14 protein-coding genes are annotated in these 17227 nt (G+C 63.8%); 9 read left to right on the top strand and 5 right to left on the bottom strand.

What is annotated here, in order from left to right; genetic code table 11:
* Nucleotides 1-27: 27 nt before the first annotated feature.
* Both ACN0X7_RS00995 and ACN0X7_RS00990 read left to right on the top strand, forming a co-directional pair.
* Nucleotides 28-1104: a BMP family ABC transporter substrate-binding protein gene (locus ACN0X7_RS00995; protein ID WP_417513169.1), complete on the top strand. Its 1077-nt coding sequence runs from the start codon at nucleotides 28-30 to the stop codon at nucleotides 1102-1104.
* A 76-nt stretch (nucleotides 1105-1180) separates the two neighbouring features.
* On the top strand, nucleotides 1181-1573 hold the full coding sequence (locus tag ACN0X7_RS00990; RefSeq protein ID WP_417513167.1) for a rhodanese-like domain-containing protein: 393 nt from the start codon (nucleotides 1181-1183) through the stop codon (nucleotides 1571-1573).
* Between the two features lie 327 nt (nucleotides 1574-1900).
* On the opposite strand, the gene ACN0X7_RS00985 is transcribed toward ACN0X7_RS00990, so the two are convergent.
* Nucleotides 1901-2800, bottom strand: coding sequence for a phytanoyl-CoA dioxygenase family protein (locus ACN0X7_RS00985; RefSeq protein ID WP_417513165.1), 900 nt, complete (start codon nucleotides 2798-2800; stop codon nucleotides 1901-1903).
* Nucleotides 2801-2814: 14 nt separating this feature from the next.
* Nucleotides 2815-3702, bottom strand: a complete 888-nt coding sequence (locus tag ACN0X7_RS00980; RefSeq protein ID WP_417513163.1) for an ABC transporter substrate-binding protein — start codon at nucleotides 3700-3702, stop codon at nucleotides 2815-2817.
* Between the two features lie 118 nt (nucleotides 3703-3820).
* On the opposite strand from ACN0X7_RS00980, the gene ACN0X7_RS00975 reads away from it, so the two are divergent.
* Complete coding sequence (locus ACN0X7_RS00975; RefSeq protein WP_417513161.1) at nucleotides 3821-4693, top strand: TauD/TfdA dioxygenase family protein; 873 nt, start codon at nucleotides 3821-3823, stop codon at nucleotides 4691-4693.
* 6 nt (nucleotides 4694-4699) lie between these two features.
* Here the strand turns inward: ACN0X7_RS00975 and ACN0X7_RS00970 are convergent, their stop codons facing one another.
* Nucleotides 4700-5386, bottom strand: coding sequence for a S24 family peptidase (locus tag ACN0X7_RS00970; protein ID WP_417513159.1), 687 nt, complete (start codon nucleotides 5384-5386; stop codon nucleotides 4700-4702).
* Nucleotides 5387-5557: 171 nt separating this feature from the next.
* Nucleotides 5558-6100, bottom strand: coding sequence for a glutathione peroxidase (locus tag ACN0X7_RS00965; RefSeq protein ID WP_417513157.1), 543 nt, complete (start codon nucleotides 6098-6100; stop codon nucleotides 5558-5560).
* 142 nt (nucleotides 6101-6242) lie between these two features.
* On the opposite strand from ACN0X7_RS00965, the gene ACN0X7_RS00960 reads away from it, so the two are divergent.
* The 3 genes from ACN0X7_RS00960 to ACN0X7_RS00950 all read left to right on the top strand — a co-directional run bounded on the left by ACN0X7_RS00960 (nucleotide 6243) and on the right by ACN0X7_RS00950 (nucleotide 9707).
* Entirely contained in the window at nucleotides 6243-7421 is a 1179-nt protein-coding gene (locus tag ACN0X7_RS00960; RefSeq protein ID WP_417513155.1) for an EAL domain-containing protein, read from the top strand.
* 100 nt (nucleotides 7422-7521) lie between these two features.
* The gene (locus tag ACN0X7_RS00955; protein ID WP_417513153.1) at nucleotides 7522-8451 is read left to right on the top strand and encodes a DMT family transporter; all 930 of its coding nucleotides are present in this window, start codon (nucleotides 7522-7524) and stop codon (nucleotides 8449-8451) included.
* A gap of 134 nt (nucleotides 8452-8585) precedes the next feature.
* Nucleotides 8586-9707, top strand: a complete 1122-nt coding sequence (locus ACN0X7_RS00950; protein ID WP_417513151.1) for a serine/threonine protein kinase — start codon at nucleotides 8586-8588, stop codon at nucleotides 9705-9707.
* A 198-nt stretch (nucleotides 9708-9905) separates the two neighbouring features.
* Here the strand turns inward: ACN0X7_RS00950 and ACN0X7_RS00945 are convergent, their stop codons facing one another.
* On the bottom strand, nucleotides 9906-11006 hold the full coding sequence (locus ACN0X7_RS00945; RefSeq protein WP_417513149.1) for an iron-containing alcohol dehydrogenase: 1101 nt from the start codon (nucleotides 11004-11006) through the stop codon (nucleotides 9906-9908).
* 157 nt (nucleotides 11007-11163) lie between these two features.
* Between ACN0X7_RS00945 and ACN0X7_RS00940 the strand changes: the two genes are divergently transcribed.
* From ACN0X7_RS00940 to ACN0X7_RS00930, 3 genes are all read left to right on the top strand, one after another.
* Nucleotides 11164-12369 carry an acyl-CoA dehydrogenase family protein gene (locus tag ACN0X7_RS00940; protein ID WP_417513147.1) on the top strand — a complete coding sequence of 402 codons (1206 nt, stop codon included), beginning with the start codon at nucleotides 11164-11166 and terminating at the stop codon, nucleotides 12367-12369.
* 242 nt (nucleotides 12370-12611) lie between these two features.
* Nucleotides 12612-14897, top strand: coding sequence for an NADP-dependent malic enzyme (locus ACN0X7_RS00935; RefSeq protein ID WP_417513145.1), 2286 nt, complete (start codon nucleotides 12612-12614; stop codon nucleotides 14895-14897).
* Between the two features lie 126 nt (nucleotides 14898-15023).
* Nucleotides 15024-17186, top strand: a complete 2163-nt coding sequence (locus tag ACN0X7_RS00930) for a PAS domain-containing sensor histidine kinase (RefSeq protein WP_417513143.1) — start codon at nucleotides 15024-15026, stop codon at nucleotides 17184-17186.
* Nucleotides 17187-17227: the final 41 nt, after the last annotated feature.

The raw sequence follows: 17227 nt of genomic DNA, 5'->3' as shown, positions 1-17227 counted from the left end.
TCCATTCGCACGCTACGGAGAGACATCATGTTCAAACGCGTCGCCGTCCCCGTCATGGCAGCCGTCATGGCCGCGGCATTGGCCCTTCCCGCGCAGGCGGCGGAGAAGCTGAAGATCGGTTTCGTCTATTGCTGCCCGGTCGGCGATCTGGGCTGGTCGTACGAACATGATCAGGGCCGCAAGGCCATCGAGGAAGCACTGGGCGACCAGGTCGAAACCACCTTTGTGGAAAGCGTTGCCGACGGGCCGGATGCCGAGCGTGTCATCCGCCAACTCGCGCAGGGCGGCAATGACCTGATCTTCACCACCTCCTTCGGCTTCATGAATCCGACGGTGAAGGTCGCAAAGAAATTCCCGGACGTGAGATTCGAGCACGCGACCGGCTTCAAGCAGGCCGACAATGTCGCGACCTATTCCGCGCGGTTCTACGAGGGCCGTTATGTCATCGGGCTGATCGCGGGTGAGATGACCGAGACCAACACCGTCGGTTACATTGCATCCTTCCCGATTCCGGAAGTGGTGCGCGGCATCAATGCGGCCTATCTGGCCGCGAAGTCCGTCAATCCGGACGTTCAGTTCAAGATCGTCTGGGTGAACACCTGGTTCGATCCGGGCAAGGAAGCCGATGCCGCGCGGGCCCTGATCGATCAGGGTGCCGACATCCTGATGCAGCATACCGACAGTCCGGCCGCCATGAAGGTGGCCGAAGAGAAGGGCATCCACGCCTTCGGTCAGGCCTCCGACGTGGCGCGCTTCGGCCCGAACGCACAGCTGACCGCCATCATCGACGACTGGTCACCCTACTATGTGGCCCGCGCCAGGGCCGCGCTGGACGGCACATGGGAAGCCGGCGACACCTGGGGCGGCATCAAGTCCGGCATGGTGGCCTTCGCGCCCTATGGCGACGCGGTCCCCGCCGATGTCCGCAAGCTTGCAGACGCGGCCAGGGATGCCATCGCGCTGGGCACGCTGCATCCCTTTACCGGTCCGCTGAACAGGCAGGACGGTTCGGTCTGGCTGAAGGACGGCGAGACCGCATCGGACAAGGACCTTCTCGGCATGAATTTCTATGTCGAGGGTATCGAAGGCAGCGTGCCGAACTGATCGGTGCCGCGCGCCTGCACGACTGACCCCCGGGCGTCGGCCCGGGGGCTTCACACAAACCGGGGAGATCATGAGAATGCCTACCACGATGAAGGAAATGGTCGACAACGCCATGAGCGAGGTCGAGACGATCAGCGTTGAAGAAGCCAAGGAACTGGTCGGCAAGGATGGCTACACCATCGTCGATATCCGCGACGTGCGTGAGCTCTGGCGCGAGGGCAAGATTCCCGGCGCCTATCACGCCCCGCGTGGCATGCTGGAATTCTGGATCGCCGACGACAGCCCCTACACCAAGGACGTCTTCAAGACCGGCAACAAGTTTGTCTTCTATTGCGCGGCGGGCTGGCGCTCGGCCCTGGCAACCAAGGTCGCGCAGGATCTGGGCCTGACGAACGTCTGTCACATCGGCGGCGGTTTCGGCGACTGGAAGAAGGCCGAATATGAGATCGAACCCGTCCAGCAGAAATAAGCGCGCACTGGTTCCGGGGCCGTGCGGTCTTTCGCTGACCCGCCGACTCCCGGACCGTCACCCCCGGTTTATCCGGGGGCCTTTCTGAATCGCGGCGTTCGCTCGATCGTCCGTTGCCCCCGCACGCAGGCGGGGGTGACACCCGGTGCGTTCGACCGTTTCAATCAAATGTTGGGACGCCCCAGAGCCGTCCCGTCTTTCGCTGAATCGCCGACTCGCGGACTGTCACCCCCGGTTTATCCGGGGGCCGTTCTGAACCTTCGCGTTCGCTCGGTCGTCCGTTGCCCCCGCACTGAGGCGAGGGTGACAGCCTGTGCGTTTGACCGTTCAATCCGATCCCGTAACGCTCTGCCCCTGCTGGTGTTTCCAGGGGCCGCCATAGCCACCCGACCAGTCAGGCGGCAGTTCGCAACCGCGCGGATCGTGGCACGAAAAACGCGCGGCCTTTCCCCGGACGATGGCCCCTTCGTAGGGGCTGGGGATCGGGTTGGTCACATAGGGCATGCTGTCGGCAGAACTGTAGACGTTCAGCAGCATCGGTCGCATCCGCTGGCTGACGTTGGCCTGAGAGCCGTGGATGACGCGGCAGTTGATCAGGACGGCTGAACCGGCGGCACCGGTCAGGCTGACCACATCGTCCTCCCAGCCCACCGGCAGGTCTTCCTCTGGGATGCGCAGGGTCCAGTTGCCCTGCCGGTCGTACATCGAATGCAGCGGCGGCTTGTGGCTGCCGCGGATCGCGCGCAGCGGCCCCTGCTCCATCCCGCAGTCCTCAAGATATATCCCCACGGTCACGGGGCTGTAGTCCGTGTGCGGCCAGGCGGGAATGTCCTGATGCCAGTCGAACAGTTGCCCGCCGTCCGGCCATTTGAAGTTCAGCTTGGAGTGATAGAACTTCACGTCGGGGCCGCAGACATCGGTGGCGATATCCGCCGAACGGGATTCACTGGCAAACGCCCAGAACTCGGGATGATGCATGACGGGGCTGGAAAGCCGGCGCAGCCTCGGATTGTCTGCCGAGTGGCCGTCTTCCAGCACAAAGATGCCGTCGCTTTCCCGCACCTCGCGGCTGCGCGCCACCATCTCCGCCATGGCGTCGCGCAGACGCTTCAGCCAGCCGGCGTCGACGGCGTTCTCGACCACCAGACAGCCTTCGTCGAAGAACCTGTCGCGGTCATCCCCGGACAGCACCGCCGGCGGATGTTTCAGAATGTCCTCGACCAGCATCTGCGCCTTCCCGTTCAGCCCGAGGGCGGGAGCGCGCAGACCTGATCGTAGTCGTAGCGCCGCCTCAGACCGCCCGCATATTCGAAAATGTCCAGCATCGCCTCATAGGCCGGCTGTGTGATCTCGACATGCGGCGTCCAGCATCCCAGCTTCTGATAGGTGGCGATGCAGTCGGCCAGCACGGCCTCGTCCGTATCGGGAAAATACGGCTTTTCGGCACGGGCGATCTCCGCCGCCGGGGTCTCGTTCATCCAGACGCGCGTCTTGCGGTACGCCCGCATGAAGGCGCGCGCCATGTCGGTCTCCAGCCATTCCGGCAAGGCTGCGAGACTTGAAAAGCCGCAGGGTCCGATCTGCTTGCCGACCTGAGCGACCACATGGCCGACGCCATCGGCCTGAAGCTGCTGCGGGAACGGGCCCTGCTGCTGCACATACTGCCCCTGGCCGTCGCGGAAGGCGGTGTCGATGGCCGCCGCGCCACCGGGCGTGATCGCGTTGATCTTGTCGAAATCGATTCCGGCCTTGTGGCAGGCGTATTTGAACATCACCAGCGGCTGCCCTGCGCCGAACATGACGACATCGGCCCCTTCCAGCTTCTTCCAGTCGAAGTCGGCATCCGCATCGCGCGCGGTCAGGAAGAAACCGTCCATCTCGTTGATCTGCGCGAAATGAACCTCCGACGGTTTCTCGTTGCCGTCCAGCGCGCCGAAACCGCGGCTCAGTGTCGACTGGATGACATCGGCCTTGCCCTGCTCCAGCGCCGCGATGGCAGAGACGCCCGGCGGCGATACCGTCCAGTCGGCCTCAAGCCCCTCCTCCTTCAGGAAGCCGCCCGCGAATGTCGCGATCAGCGGCGAATAGAAGGCCGAGAACAATGTGAATTCGATACGGATCTTTTCCAAACTACCGCCTCCCCGCGATCTGCCATGTCGTTTGCTGGATGCCAGTGTGCAGACAGCAGGCTTGGAAGTCGATGCGTCCGATGATCAAATGCGGTCGGCTTCTGGGAGGAGCAACGCCATGACATCACACTTTCATGCCGCGCCGCTGCACGAGGAGTTCGGCACCACGCTGACCGGCATCGACCTGAAAGCGCCGCTCTCCGCACCGCAGATCGAGGCGATCCGTGTGGCCATCGACGAACATTCCTTTGTCTGCTTTCCGGACCAGTTTCTGGACGATGATCAGCAACTCGCGTTCACGCGCTTGCTGGGCGAGCCGGAACCGAACCACGTCATTCTGGGCCAGACAGGTCAGGTCAACTATTTCGGCAGCATCGGCAATGTCGACGAGAACGGCGTCCGCCACGGCAACATGGCGAAGGGCGTGGTGTTCCAGACCGGCAACAACATGTGGCACACGGATTCATCGTTCCGGAAGGTGCCGTCCATGGTCTCGATCATGTCGGTCCACGAGGTGCCCGATGAGGGTGGTGAGACGCTGTTTGTCAGTGCACGCGCCGCCTACGACCGGCTGTCGGACGCCGAGAAGCAGGAGATCGATCCGCTGATCGCCATTCATGACTATGTCTTCTCGCGATCGAAGGTCGCCCCCGATGCCGTCACGCCCGAGCACGCGGCTTCGCTGCCCCCTGTGCCGCAGAAGCTGGTCCGGCGCAATCCGCGCAACGGGCGGGCGAACTATTATGTCGGCTCCCACGCGAAGGTCATTGACGGCTGGGACGAGGCCCGCAGCCGCGCGTTGCTGGACGACCTGCTGGCCCGCGCGACAGGTCCGGCGCACATTCTGACGCACCGCTGGCAACCCGGCGAGCTGGTCATTTGGGACAATCGCTGCCTGCTGCATCGCGGCGCGGGCTATGACGCCGACAGATACCGCCGCTACATGCGGCAGACCCGCGTCACCGGCGCCGGTCCGACGCCGGACGAATAAGGCCCGTCAGACGCCGAACAGATCGTTCAGCGTCAGGATCCGATGCACCGCCACCGTCGACATGGACGGCACCTCGAACGTGCCTTCGGGGTTGAACTGCGCCAGCACGATCTTCTTCGCATCCCGGCTGACCAGCTTCTTGCACCAGGCGGTGATTTCCCCGTCCGCGTTGCTGGTCTGAACGACAACATAGTCGCCCGGTCGCGCCGGGCGCTTGCCGGAGACGTAGATCAGTTCGCCCTCCTCGAAGCGCGGCACCATGGAATCGCCGACCACATAGATCGCGTACACATCCACTGCTGTGGCGACGCCCGGCGGACGGCGGACGTGGTCGATGGCCTCGCCGGCCTGCATCTGGAAGGCCCCTTCCAGGCCGCCCGCAGCCGTGCCCATGACCGGGATATCGGAAGGCATCTGTTCGCGCGGCGGCAGGCCGGGACCATCGCCCGGGACCACACCGATGTCGGCAGGCGGTTCAACCGGCCCCCGCCCCGTGGCCAGCCACTCGAACGAACAGTCGAGAACGCCGGCCAGTTTCTCCAGCGTGTCGCGCCGCGGATTCTTCGACAGGCCGCGGCGGATGTTGCGAATGATCTCCGGCCGGCCCGCAGCCAGCATCGAAGCGCGATAGTCGGTCAGATCCTTCGCACGAAGGCGCTGATCGATACGGTCAAGCAGATCCTGATTCATCATGCCAGCAATATGACACCGTTATGCCGGTAATACTAGTATTCATACCGCATAAACCTGAAAGCCATCCTGCGATTCCCAGAATTCAGGGGCCTTGCGGAGCGAATCAGGGCTGATCAGCAAAGCCTCAGGTTGACGAACTGCCATGAAATACCGGTTCCGGATACCGACCCTTCACCTGGCCAGCTGCGCTTCGACCGCCAGCCGGATTTCGTCGGACATGGGCTCGACCCGATTCGACCAGCCCGCGACAAGTTCACCGTCGGCACCGATCAGGTACTTGTAGAAATTCCAGCGCGGCAGTTTCCGACGGCCCAGTTCGTCACCGATCCATTGGTAGATCGGGTGTGCGCCGTCGCCCTTGACGGTCTGTTTCTCGGTCATCGGGAAATCGATGGAGAAGTTCACCTCGCAGAATTCCTTGATCTCCTTCTCGGACCCCGGCTCCTGACGTCCGAAGTCGTTGGACGGCACACCCAGCACTACCAGCCCCCTGTCCCGGTAGGTGTCATAGAGCGCCTGAAGGCCGTCATACTGATAGGTGAAGCCACAGAAGGACGCCGTATTCACCAGCAGAACGGGTTTGCCCCTGAACTGCGCCATCGGCATCGGCGTGCCGTCGATCGACGTGAAGCTGTAATCGTGTGCCGGTCCGGCGAAGACCGGAAACGCGAGCAGCAGGGCGGACAGGACTCCGATCTTTCTCATGAACGACATCTGGCGGCTCCTCCGGCTGGCAACTCAGGGCGTTTCGCTACGGTGCGGCGACGAGTATCTCAGCAAAGCCGCGTTAACCGAACGAAAAGGTTCCTTGGTTAATGATTCGTGAGATTTACGCATCAGGGAAACCATCGGATCCATGCCTTTCGCCGCACTTTCCATGTTTCACGTCGCCAGCGTGCTGTTCGCCGTCTCGGTCAGCATCGCTGCCTATCGCGTGCTTCCCGACACGGGCATCGAGCGCGCTGCCATGATCGGCACGGCGGTTCTGCTGCTGGGTATCCTGATCGCCGAAGGCATCGCGCGGCGCATGGAACGCCGGCATCTGCTGGGCCGCATCGACGAGGAACGCCGGGCACGCCTGTCGCACAGCAAGGCCATCGAAGACATCAACAACCGCATCGCCAAGATCGGACCGGGTGGAAATCAGGGTGATCTGCTGGCCGAGATGCGGCTGGTGCGCAGCCAGCTCGCACGGCTGGCAGTGCCCAGGACAGGGGCCGAAAAGGCCCCCGCCGCCGCGGTTCAGCCGATCGCGGACAGCAAGCCGGCGGCAAAGCTGACCGGCGCCGCGCTGCTGACGGCGACGACCGAGGCGCTGAAGGAAAACCGTATCGACCTGTACCTGCAACCGGTCGTCCGCCTGCCGCAGCGGCGTTCGGCCTTTCACGAGTGCCTGACGCGATTGCGCGATGCCGAGGGACGCATCATCACGCCCGACCAGTACATGCCGATCGCCGAAGAGGCCGGTATGACGAGCGCGATCGACAACCTGTCGCTGTTCCGCTGCATCCAGACACTGAAGACCCGCAAGGGGCCGGATCTCGCCGACATCGCCTTCTTCTGCAATCTGTCCAACTACACGCTGGATGACGGTGAATTCTTCGAACAGTTCGCCGAATTCCTCTCGGGCAACCAGGAGATGGCCGACCGCATCGTGTTCGAGATCGAAGCCCGGCACCTGCTGGCCGCCAGCGGCCGGACAAAGGCCAACATCGACACGCTGACCCTGCTCGGCTTCCGGCTGTCGGCGGACCATGTGGACACGCTGGATCTCGACTTCATGGAACTGGTCCGCCGGGGCGCAAGCTTCATCAAGATCGACACCGATCCGCTGATCCGCGACGGCGGCCGTTCGGCGGGCAGCGTGCGGGAATCGCTTTCGAACGCCGGCGTGCAGCTGATCGCCAACAAGGTCGAGACCGAGGACCAGGTCGTCGAACTGGTCGAAGCCGACATCCGGCTGGCCCAGGGCTATCTGTTCGGCGAACCGCGCCAGATGAAGGAAGACGGCTGGCGCATGGCCGAAGCATCCTGACAAAACCTTTCGAGAGGCCTCTCCAAGCCATGCGTTGAATGCATGGCTTGCCGCGTCCGGTGCTGATTGTGCACCTGCGAAAGGGCGCTACCTTGTTTTCATGAGCGAGATCACCCTGAACAATCCCGACGGCGTCCCCGCCCTTGCCAAGGCTGCGCCGCGGCGCATCGTCGACCCGACCCTGCAGGGCATCGGGATGTACTGCCTTGCGCTGGTGCTGTTCGTCGGCATGGGTGTGACCGCCAAGTCCCTGGCCGCGATCTATCCCGTCGAGCAGGTGATCTGGGGACGCTATTTCTTCCACGTCCTGCTGATCGTGCTGCTGTTCCCGACGCGGATACTCTCGCTGTTCAAGACACAGAAGCTGGGGCTGCAGATTTCGCGCTCGGTGCTTGTTTTCATGGCGACCGCGTTCGGCTTCACATCGCTGTCGATGATGCCGATGGCCGAGGTCTCGGCGATCAGCTATGTCGCGCCGCTGATGGTGACCGTGCTGTCCGTGGTCATCCTGAAGGAAAAGGTCGGACCGCGCCGCCTGGGGGCCGTGCTGGTCGGCTTCGTCGGCGTCTTCGTGATCCTGCGGCCCGATCAGGCGAACTTCTCGGCCTGGTCGCTGCTGCCGCTGGCCATGGCTGCCTGCTACGCCAGCTTCATGATCATGACCCGGATGATCCGGGGTGCCGCGCCGCCCATCAACTCGCTGTTCTACACCGCCATCGTCGGTGCCGTGGTCGCCACGATCCCCCTGCCCTTCGTCTGGCAGACGCCGGAGCCGCTGCACTGGATCGGTTTCGCGGCCATGGGCCTGATCGGCGGCACAGGCCACTTCCTGATGATCCGCGCCTTCGAACGCGCCGAAGCCTCCGCCATCGCGCCGTTCATCTATACGGAACTGATCTGGGCCATCGCCGCCGGCATCCTGATCTTCGGCGACATGCCGACGATGACGATGCTGATCGGTGCCGGCGTGATCGTGAGTTCAGGCGGATATGTGCTCTACCGCGAACGCAAGGTCGCGCAGAAAGCCTGACGCCGCGCGACTGCCGCCAGCATGTCGTGCTGCGGTCGACTGTCGCCCGGTTGTTTTTCCCGAGACCAAAGCGAATCCGATTGATCGTCGAAGCCGGGCGCTTTAGGCAGCGCTTCCGTAAGGGAGTGGCGCAGATGAACACAGCAACCGAACCGACCGTCGTTGAATCCTGGAACGAGTGGGATCCGCTGAAACATGTGATCGTGGGCAAGGCCGATGGCTGCTGCATCCCGCCGCCGGAACCGGCTCTGGACGCCAAGGTGCCCGAGGACAGCGACATGCGCGGCCAGTACGGTCCGCGCCCGCAGGAGACCGTCGATCGCGCCAACGAACTGCTCGACAATTTCGCCGACATGCTGCGCAAGCGCGGCGTGCGGGTGGACCGGCCCGACCCCCTCGATTTCAACCAGCCGACCGCAACGCCCGACTGGGAAACCGAGACCATGTTCGGTTGCATGCCGCCCCGCGACGTGCTGCTGACCGTCGGCAAGGAAATCCTTGAGGCCACCATGTCGTACAGGTGCCGGTGGTTCGAATATCTCTGCTATCGCCCGCTGCTGCAGCGCTACTACGACGAGGACCCCGGCATGCGGCACGAGGCGGCCCCGAAGCCGCGCCTGACCGACGCCGACTATCGCCCCGACTATCTGTCGGACAAGATCGGGGTCGAGAAGCGCCTGCAATGGACGGCGGACAAGTTCTTCGTCACCACCGAGGAGGAGCCCCTGTTCGACGCCGCCGACGTGCTGCGCTTCGGCAGGGATCTGGTGGTGCAGCACGGCTTTACCACCAACCTGAAGGGCATCGACTGGCTGCGCCGTCACTTCCCCGATCACCGCGTGCACACGGTCAACTTCCCCGGCGATCCCTACCCCATCCACATCGACGCGACCTTCACGCCGATCCGGCCCGGCCTGATCCTGAACAACCCTGAGCGCCGCCTGCCTGACGAACAGCGTGCCATGTTCGAACGCAACGGCTGGGAGATCGTGGACGCGGCACGGCCCGCGCACAATTCACCGCCGCCGCTTTGCTATTCCTCGACCTGGCTGTCGATGAACGTGCTGGTGCTGGATCCCAAGACCGTCTGCGTCGAGGCCTCGGAAGTGCATCAGATGGAACAACTCGACAAGCTGGGCCAGAACGTCATCCCGGTCGACCTGCGCGATGCCTATGCCTTTGGCGGCGGGCTGCACTGCTGCACGGCGGACGTGCGGCGCGAGGGCGGCCTGGAGGATTATTTCCCCAAGCTCTGACGCTACATCGCCCCTGAACCTGACGGAACAAATACACTCGGCCTGTCATCGCCGCCGCCGTGCGGGGGGCCTGCTGAGCATCAGTCAGACGCCGGGCCTGCCGGTCCGTCCGCCGCCCCCGGACAAGCCGGGGGTGACACACTGAGATGCGGCTGTTCCTGCCGAGGTAGTCCCGCAACAGGTGAGAACCCGCGATCTCTACCAGACTGACTCCAGCAGTTCGGTCAGCGCGTCCGGCGTGGCGATATCGCTGTCGGGTGCGCCGAGATGCGACAGTTCCTCGGATACGGCCTTTGCCACCAGCGGAATCTCGTCGCGCTTCGCATCGGTCTGCGAGAGCCTGCGCGGCACGTCGAGCGAGTTGAGAAAGGCCTCGATACCCGGCGCGGCACCCTCAGGGCTCGGCAGATCCATGGCCTGCGCGATTTTCGCCTGCGCATCCTTCGATCGGCTGTGCAGAAACCGCGCGGCCGCGGGCAGCGCGATGCAGGACGTCACCCCGTGCGGCACATCCCAGCGCGCGCCGATCTGGTGGCCCAGCGGATGGCTGAGCCGGAAGCCGACGCTGGACGCGCTCAAAAGGCCCCAGATGGATTTCCAGGCGGCATGCATGCACGCCAGCCGGGCCTCCAGCGCATCCGGGTCCCTGGACGCCGCCAGATTGGCGCGCAGATCGGCGATCGCGCCGAGCCGCAGCGTTTCCAGAAACGGATGGCAGTTCGGCCACCAGACACCCTCGACGGCGTGATCCAGCGCCTTGATCCCGGTCGTCAGCCACAGGTCCGTTGGCGTCGGCCGTGTCAGTTCCGGATCGTACAGGATCACCTCAGGCTGCATGACCGGATCGACGATCACCGCCTTGACCCGTGTTTTCTCGCTGGTCAGACCGGCGGCGTGGGTGAATTCCCCGGCTGACAGCGTCGTCGGGATCACGAACTGGACGGGCGCGCCCTTGCCCGCATCGTTCATGCGCTTGACCACAAGCTTGGCCGTGTCGATGGGACTGCCACCGCCGAAGATGACGATGGAGTCCGCGTCCGCATCCATGGCGGCCTGCACGGCGTTGTCGGCGGTGCTTTCGGGCACATGCTGGGCGCAACCGCTGAAAGTGGCGGCATGGCGCTTGCCCAGCGCCGCCTCGACCTGCGCGACCAGATCGGTCTTGGTGGCCAGCGTTTTGCCGGTCAGGACCAGCGCGCGCTGGCAGCCCCGTTGATCGAGCGCCTCGCCAAGCTGGCTGAGTGCGCCGATCCCGCTGATGATGCGGTCCGGTCCCGTGATGTTGAAATCATAGATCATGATGTTCTCCTCCCGTCGTCAGACTGCCGTATCCTGCTGCCTCTGTCATGCACGCAGGCCGATTTGCCTGACGTTGCGGTAAACCGTTTGCCTTGAACCATGCGTAGGAATGGGCAACATTCGCTGCAGAAACCAAATTCCCGGGGAGATGCCCAAGATGGATCTGAATTTCGCACCCGAAGACGAAGACTTCCGCAAGGAGGTTCGCACCTTTCTGGACGAGAATTTCGATGATGAGCTGCGCGCCGCGATGAAGAAGACGCGCGCCGGCTACATGCCCAAGCATCTGCACGTGCGCTGGCAGAAGGCGCTGCACAAGAAGGGCTGGGCGACCCCGAACTGGCCGGTCGAATTCGGCGGCTGCGGCTGGTCGCCGACGCAGAAGTACATCTATGACGCCGAGATGTCGGCAGCCGGTGCACCGATCACCATCCCCTTCGGCCCGCGCATGCTGGCCCCCGTGATCATGAAATTCGGTTCCCAGGAACAGAAGGACGAGTTCCTGCCAAAGATCCAGGCCACCGACATCATCTTCTGCCAGGGTTATTCCGAGCCGGGGTCCGGCTCCGACCTCGCCAGCCTGAAGATGAAGTGCGAGGACAAGGGCGATCACTGGCTGCTGAACGGTTCCAAGATCTGGACGTCGGTCGCCCAGTATGCCGACTGGATCTTCTGCCTGGTCCGCACCTCGAACGAGGGCAAGCCGCAGGAAGGCATTTCCTTCGTGCTGGTGCCGATGGACGCCGACGGGGTGACCGTCGACCCGATCATCACTGTCGATCAGCCCGTGAAGGGCCTGCAGGAGGTCAATCAGGTCTTCTTCGAGGACGTGAAGATCCCAAAGGAAAACATGGTGGGCGAACCCAACAAGGGCTGGACCTATGCCAAGTACCTGCTGGAGTTCGAACGCGGCGGCACCTACAGCCAGGGTCTGAAGCGCGGCATGGACAAGGTGCGCCTGATCGCCTCGGAAGAGCACGAGAACGGTGAGCGCGTGATCGACGATCCGGTCTTCAGGAAGAAAATGGCCGACGCCGACAGCCTGATCCACGCGATGGAATTCACCGAACTGCGCGTGCTGGGCCGCCTGTCATCGGGCCAGAACCCCGGCCCCGAAAGCTCCATGATCAAGTGCCGCGGTTCCGAGCTGCAGCAGCTTGTCTCGGAACTGGCCTTCGAGGCCGCGGGCATCAAGCAGTCCCCGTTCCAGCCGCTGAAGTTCGGCGACAACGAACCGCCCATCGGCCCGGAATGGGCCTCCGGCGTCGGCCCGAAGATGTACAATTACCGCAAGGTGTCCATCTACGCCGGCTCGAACGAGATCCAGCGCAACATCATGGCCAAGCTGGTACTGGGGCTTTGAACGAAACCGCGCTGCGTGGGATGGCCGGTCGGCACGCAGCGCGGCTCCTGACTCGCAGGACATGACGAAAGTCATACGCGGCCATCATGTCTCTCACATGCAGACCCATGGCGCGGACGACTGGCCCGAACTGTCGGTTTGGTAACGGCCTGACAGGTTTCCTCTTTCGGTGAGGGGCATGCCGTGGCTATATCAGCGCTTCACCTTCGACTGCCCACCCAAACACCCCGTCAGGACCCACCATGACCGACGATCGCAACAAGAGCCTCAACGAAGAGGCGCTGGTTTTCCATTCGACCGGACGCCCCGGCAAGATCGAGATCGTGCCGACCAAGCCGGTGGCGACGCAGCGCGACCTGTCGCTGGCCTACAGCCCCGGGGTGGCCGAGCCCTGCCGCCTGATCGCGGAAGATCCGGATCTGGCCTATGACTACACGGCCAAGGGCAACCTGGTCGCGGTGATCTCCAACGGTACGGCGGTGCTGGGCCTCGGCGATCTGGGCCCGCTGGGCGGCAAGCCGGTGATGGAAGGCAAGGCGGTGCTGTTCAAGCGCTTCGCCGATGTGGACAGCATCGATATCGAGGTCGATTCGACGGACGTGGACGAGATCGTCAACACGGTCCGCAACATCGCCGTCACCTTCGGCGGCATCAACCTGGAAGACATCAAGGCGCCGGAGTGCTTCATCATCGAGCAGCGCCTGCGCGAGATGCTGGACATCCCGGTGTTCCACGACGACCAGCATGGCACGGCGATCATCGCCACCGCCGGCATGATCAATGCCTGCCTGCTGACCGGGCGCAATCTGGCCGACTGCAAGATGGTGGTGAACGGCGCGGGCGCGGCCTCGATCGCCTGCATCGAACTGGTGAAGGCCATGGGCATCGCCCACGACAAGGTCATCATGTGCGACAGCAAGGGCGTCGTCTACAAGGGCCGCGAAGAGGGCATGAACCAGTGGAAGTCCGCCCACGCCGCCGACACGCCGGCACGGACGCTGGAAGAAGCCATGGTGGACGCGGACATCTTCTTCGGCCTGTCGGTCGCCGATTCCGTCTCGCAGGACATGGTCAGGTCGATGGCGGACCAGCCGATCATCTTCGCCATGGCCAACCCCGATCCCGAGATCACGCCGGAAGCGATCAAGGAAGTCCGTGACGATGCCATCATCGCGACGGGCCGGTCGGACTATCCCAATCAGGTCAACAACGTCCTCGGCTTTCCCTACATCTTCCGCGGTGCGCTGGATGTCCGCGCGCGCACCATCAACGACCAGATGAAGATCGCGGCGGCGACGGCGCTGGCCGATCTGGCGCGCGAGGACGTGCCCGACGAGGTCGCACGCGCCTATCGCGGCACGCAGCTTCAGTTCGGTCCCGACTACATCATCCCGACGCCGTTCGACCCGCGCCTGATCTCGGCTGTGCCGCCCGCGGTCGCAGAGGCCGCGATGGCCAGCGGCGTGGCCCGCCGTCCGATCGTCGACATGGAACAGTACACGGTGGACCTGAAGGCCCGCCTCGACCCGACCACCGGCATCCTGCAGATGATCCTCAATCAGGTGCGCGCGGCACCCAAGCGCGTGGTGTTCGCGGAAGGCGAGGAGGAGAAGGTCATCCGCGCGGCGCTGGCCTTCAAGCAGGAGGGTTACGGCGAGCCGATCCTGATCGGCTATCCGGAACGCGTCCACGAAAAGCTGAAGGCCATGGGCCACGACACCGACGAGGTGACCGTGGTCAGTTCGCGCGACTTTGACCGCCGGGATACCTACTACGATTACCTGTACGAACGCTGGCAGCGGAAGGGTCTGCTCTATCGCGACTGCCAGCGGCTGGTGAACACGGACCGCAATGTCTTCGGTGCCCTGATGGTGGCGCACGGCGATGCCGACGCCATGGTCACCGGCGTCACGCGGCGCTTCTCGGTCGCTTATGAGGATGTGCGCCGGGTGATCGACCCGATGCCCCGTTCGCGCGTGTTCGGCATCTCGATCCTGCTGGCGCGCGGACGTACGGTGTTTCTGGCCGACACGTCGGTCAATGAACTGCCAAGTTCCGTCGAACTGGCCGATATCGCGGTCCAGTCCGCCGCGTTCGCACGCCGCCTGGGTCATGAGCCGCGCGTCGCGATGATCGCCTACTCCAACTTCGGCAATTCGCCGCACAATGCCTCGCAGCGCATCAACGAGGCCGTCAGCCTGCTGGAGACCCGCGAAACCGACTTCGAATATGACGGCGAGATGTCCGTCGATGTCGCGCTGAATCCGGAACTGATGGAACTCTATCCGTTCTGTCGCCTGTCGGGACCGGCCAACGTTTTGATCATGCCCGGCCTGCAATCAGCCAACATCGCGTGGAAGCTGCTGCAGTCGCTGGGTGATGCGACGGCAATCGGCCCGATGCTGGTCGGCCTGTCGCATCCGGTTCAGGTCGTGCCGATCGGCTCGACGGTTTCGGATCTGGTATCTATCGCGGCGCTCGCCGCCTATGAAGCCGAGCAGCGGACCAGCGGTGGCACGGACATCTGATCTGAAGCACGCGTGCGCCCCGGAAACCCGCGCGGATCCCGGCGAAAAACGCTCTTAAGTCTCCATTTACAGTCAACAGGTTAAGGTTCCGACTGGAACCGACCAATCGACTGTCAGGAGCCAATGTTGGCTGACGTTTTCCGGAAAGAACGCCGTCTCGGTGGTGCGCTTCGCCTGGCGACCGCGCTGGGGGCCGTTGTCGCCGGTTCAGTCTGCGTCGCGCTTGTCCTGCCCGCGGTTGCGGAAACGGGTCTGGGCCATGCGTCGCCGGTCGGCATCGCCATTCTCGCCGGACTGTCGGGCTTCGCCATCGCGCACGCCATGCATGTGCGGCGCAGACGCCGTCTCACGGGCGAGATCGCCGAAACCGTCGGGACCATGTTCGACGGTATTGCCCTCTACCACCCGTCCGGCCTGCCCCTGGACGAACCTGGCGGTATCCTGGCCAGCCTGCCCGGGGCCGAACGACGGGAACGTCTGGCCGACGAGTTGCTGGCCTCGGCAACACCTCTCCTGCCCGCCGGTTCCGACCACGCCGGGGACCAGACCCTGGAAGATTTCCGGTCCGGGCGCGGGACCACGATCGAACTGGCCCTGCCGAACGGCCCCATCGTCAAGATAAGACAGCAGCCGACACCGTCCGGTGCCGTTCTGATGCTCGCCCGCGACATCAGCGACCGCGTCAGACGCGACGACGAGTCCCGGAAGCGCGAACGCAAGTTCACGCAACTGGCCGAGATCGCATCCGACTGGACATGGGAAACCGACACCGAACATGTTTTCACGGAAGTCTCGGACAGTTTCGCGCGGCTGACTGGCGCGCCGGTGACGGCGCTGGTCGGCAGAAGGGTGATCGAAGTTGCCGACGTGCGCGCCGCGCCGGTCGATATCCGCGAACTGATGCGCCACTTTCAGGATCAGGACGGCTTCAGCGATATCGTGATCCCGCTGCGGATCAGCGGTCGACACGGCCAGGTCTGGGTTCGGTTTGCGGGACGGCCCCGCATCTCTGACAGCGGCGGCTTCCTGGGCTTCAGAGGGGCGGCAGCCGACGTCACGAGAGAATATCTTGCCGAAACCCGCGCCGAGTCCGCGAACCGGGCGCTTCATGACGCCATCGCATCGGTATCCGAGGGGCTTGCCCTGTTCGATCCGCAGGGTGAGTTCCTGATGTGCAACAGCCGACTGGCGAACGAATTCGCGCCGGCGGCCCACATGCTGAGGCCCGGCGTCAAGCTGACGTCGCTGGTGAACGAACTGCTGATGACCGGCCTGCTGCGCATCCCTGAAGTCTCGCCGAAGGGGGCCACCGCGACCGTGGCCGCCGAGATCGAGAACGTGAAGATGCGGCGGGAGTTCCGCGCCAGCAACAACCGCTGGTTCAAGATCAGCCTGAACAGAAGTGCCGATGACGGCGCGGTCATGGTCGTTTCCGACATCACCGATCACAAGAGCCACGAGGCCGAACTGGACGCCAAGATCGAGCAGCTGGAAACCGCGCGCGCAGAACTGATGGATCAGAAAGAGGCGCTGTCCGAACTGGCCGACAATCTGGCCAATGCCCGCAACGAGGCGGAAGCCGCGAACCGGGCCAAGTCCGAATTCCTGGCCGCCATGAGCCACGAACTGCGCACGCCGCTGAACGCCGTGATCGGCTTTTCGGAAGTCATGGCGACCGAGGGTCTCGGCCCGCTGGGCACCGAGCGCTACAAGGAATATTCCAACGACATTCTCAGTTCGGGCCAGCATCTATTGACGCTGATCAACAACATCCTGGACCTTTCGAAGGCGGAAGCCGGGAAGCTGGAGCTTCACCCGCAGGCCATGTCCCTGCGGTCGGTGATCGAGGCGAGTGCCCGCATGGCCTGCCCGCGCGATCGCGAGACCGCGTTGACACTGGCGATCGATCCGGACGCGGACGAACTGATCGCCGACATGCAGAAGATCAAGCAGATCCTGATCAACCTGATCTCGAATGCCATCAAGTTCACGCCGGAAGGCGGCCGGATCGAGGTCAGGGCCAGACGGATACCCGGCCATACCGAGATCCGCGTGGCGGATTCCGGGATCGGCATGAAGCCCGAGGACATTCCGGGCGCGCTGACCGCCTTCAAGCAGATCGACAGTTCCCTGGGGCGCAAGTTTGAAGGCACCGGCCTGGGCCTGCCGCTGGCCTTGCGCTTCGCCCAGATCCACGGTGGCGATCTGACTGTGGAGAGCCGCCCCGGCGAAGGCACGACGGTCATCGTCACCATCCCCGACCGCGTCCCGAAAGCTGCCGTCGCCTGAGCTGGAAGCCGCTCTGCTATTCCGACATCGCTGCTGACAGC

Source organism: Minwuia sp. (genome assembly GCF_048263705.1).
Taxonomy (GTDB): Bacteria; Pseudomonadota; Alphaproteobacteria; order Minwuiales; family Minwuiaceae; genus Minwuia.
The sequence above is the reverse complement of the archived record's forward strand: the minus strand, read 5'-3'. Positions and strand labels throughout refer to the sequence as shown.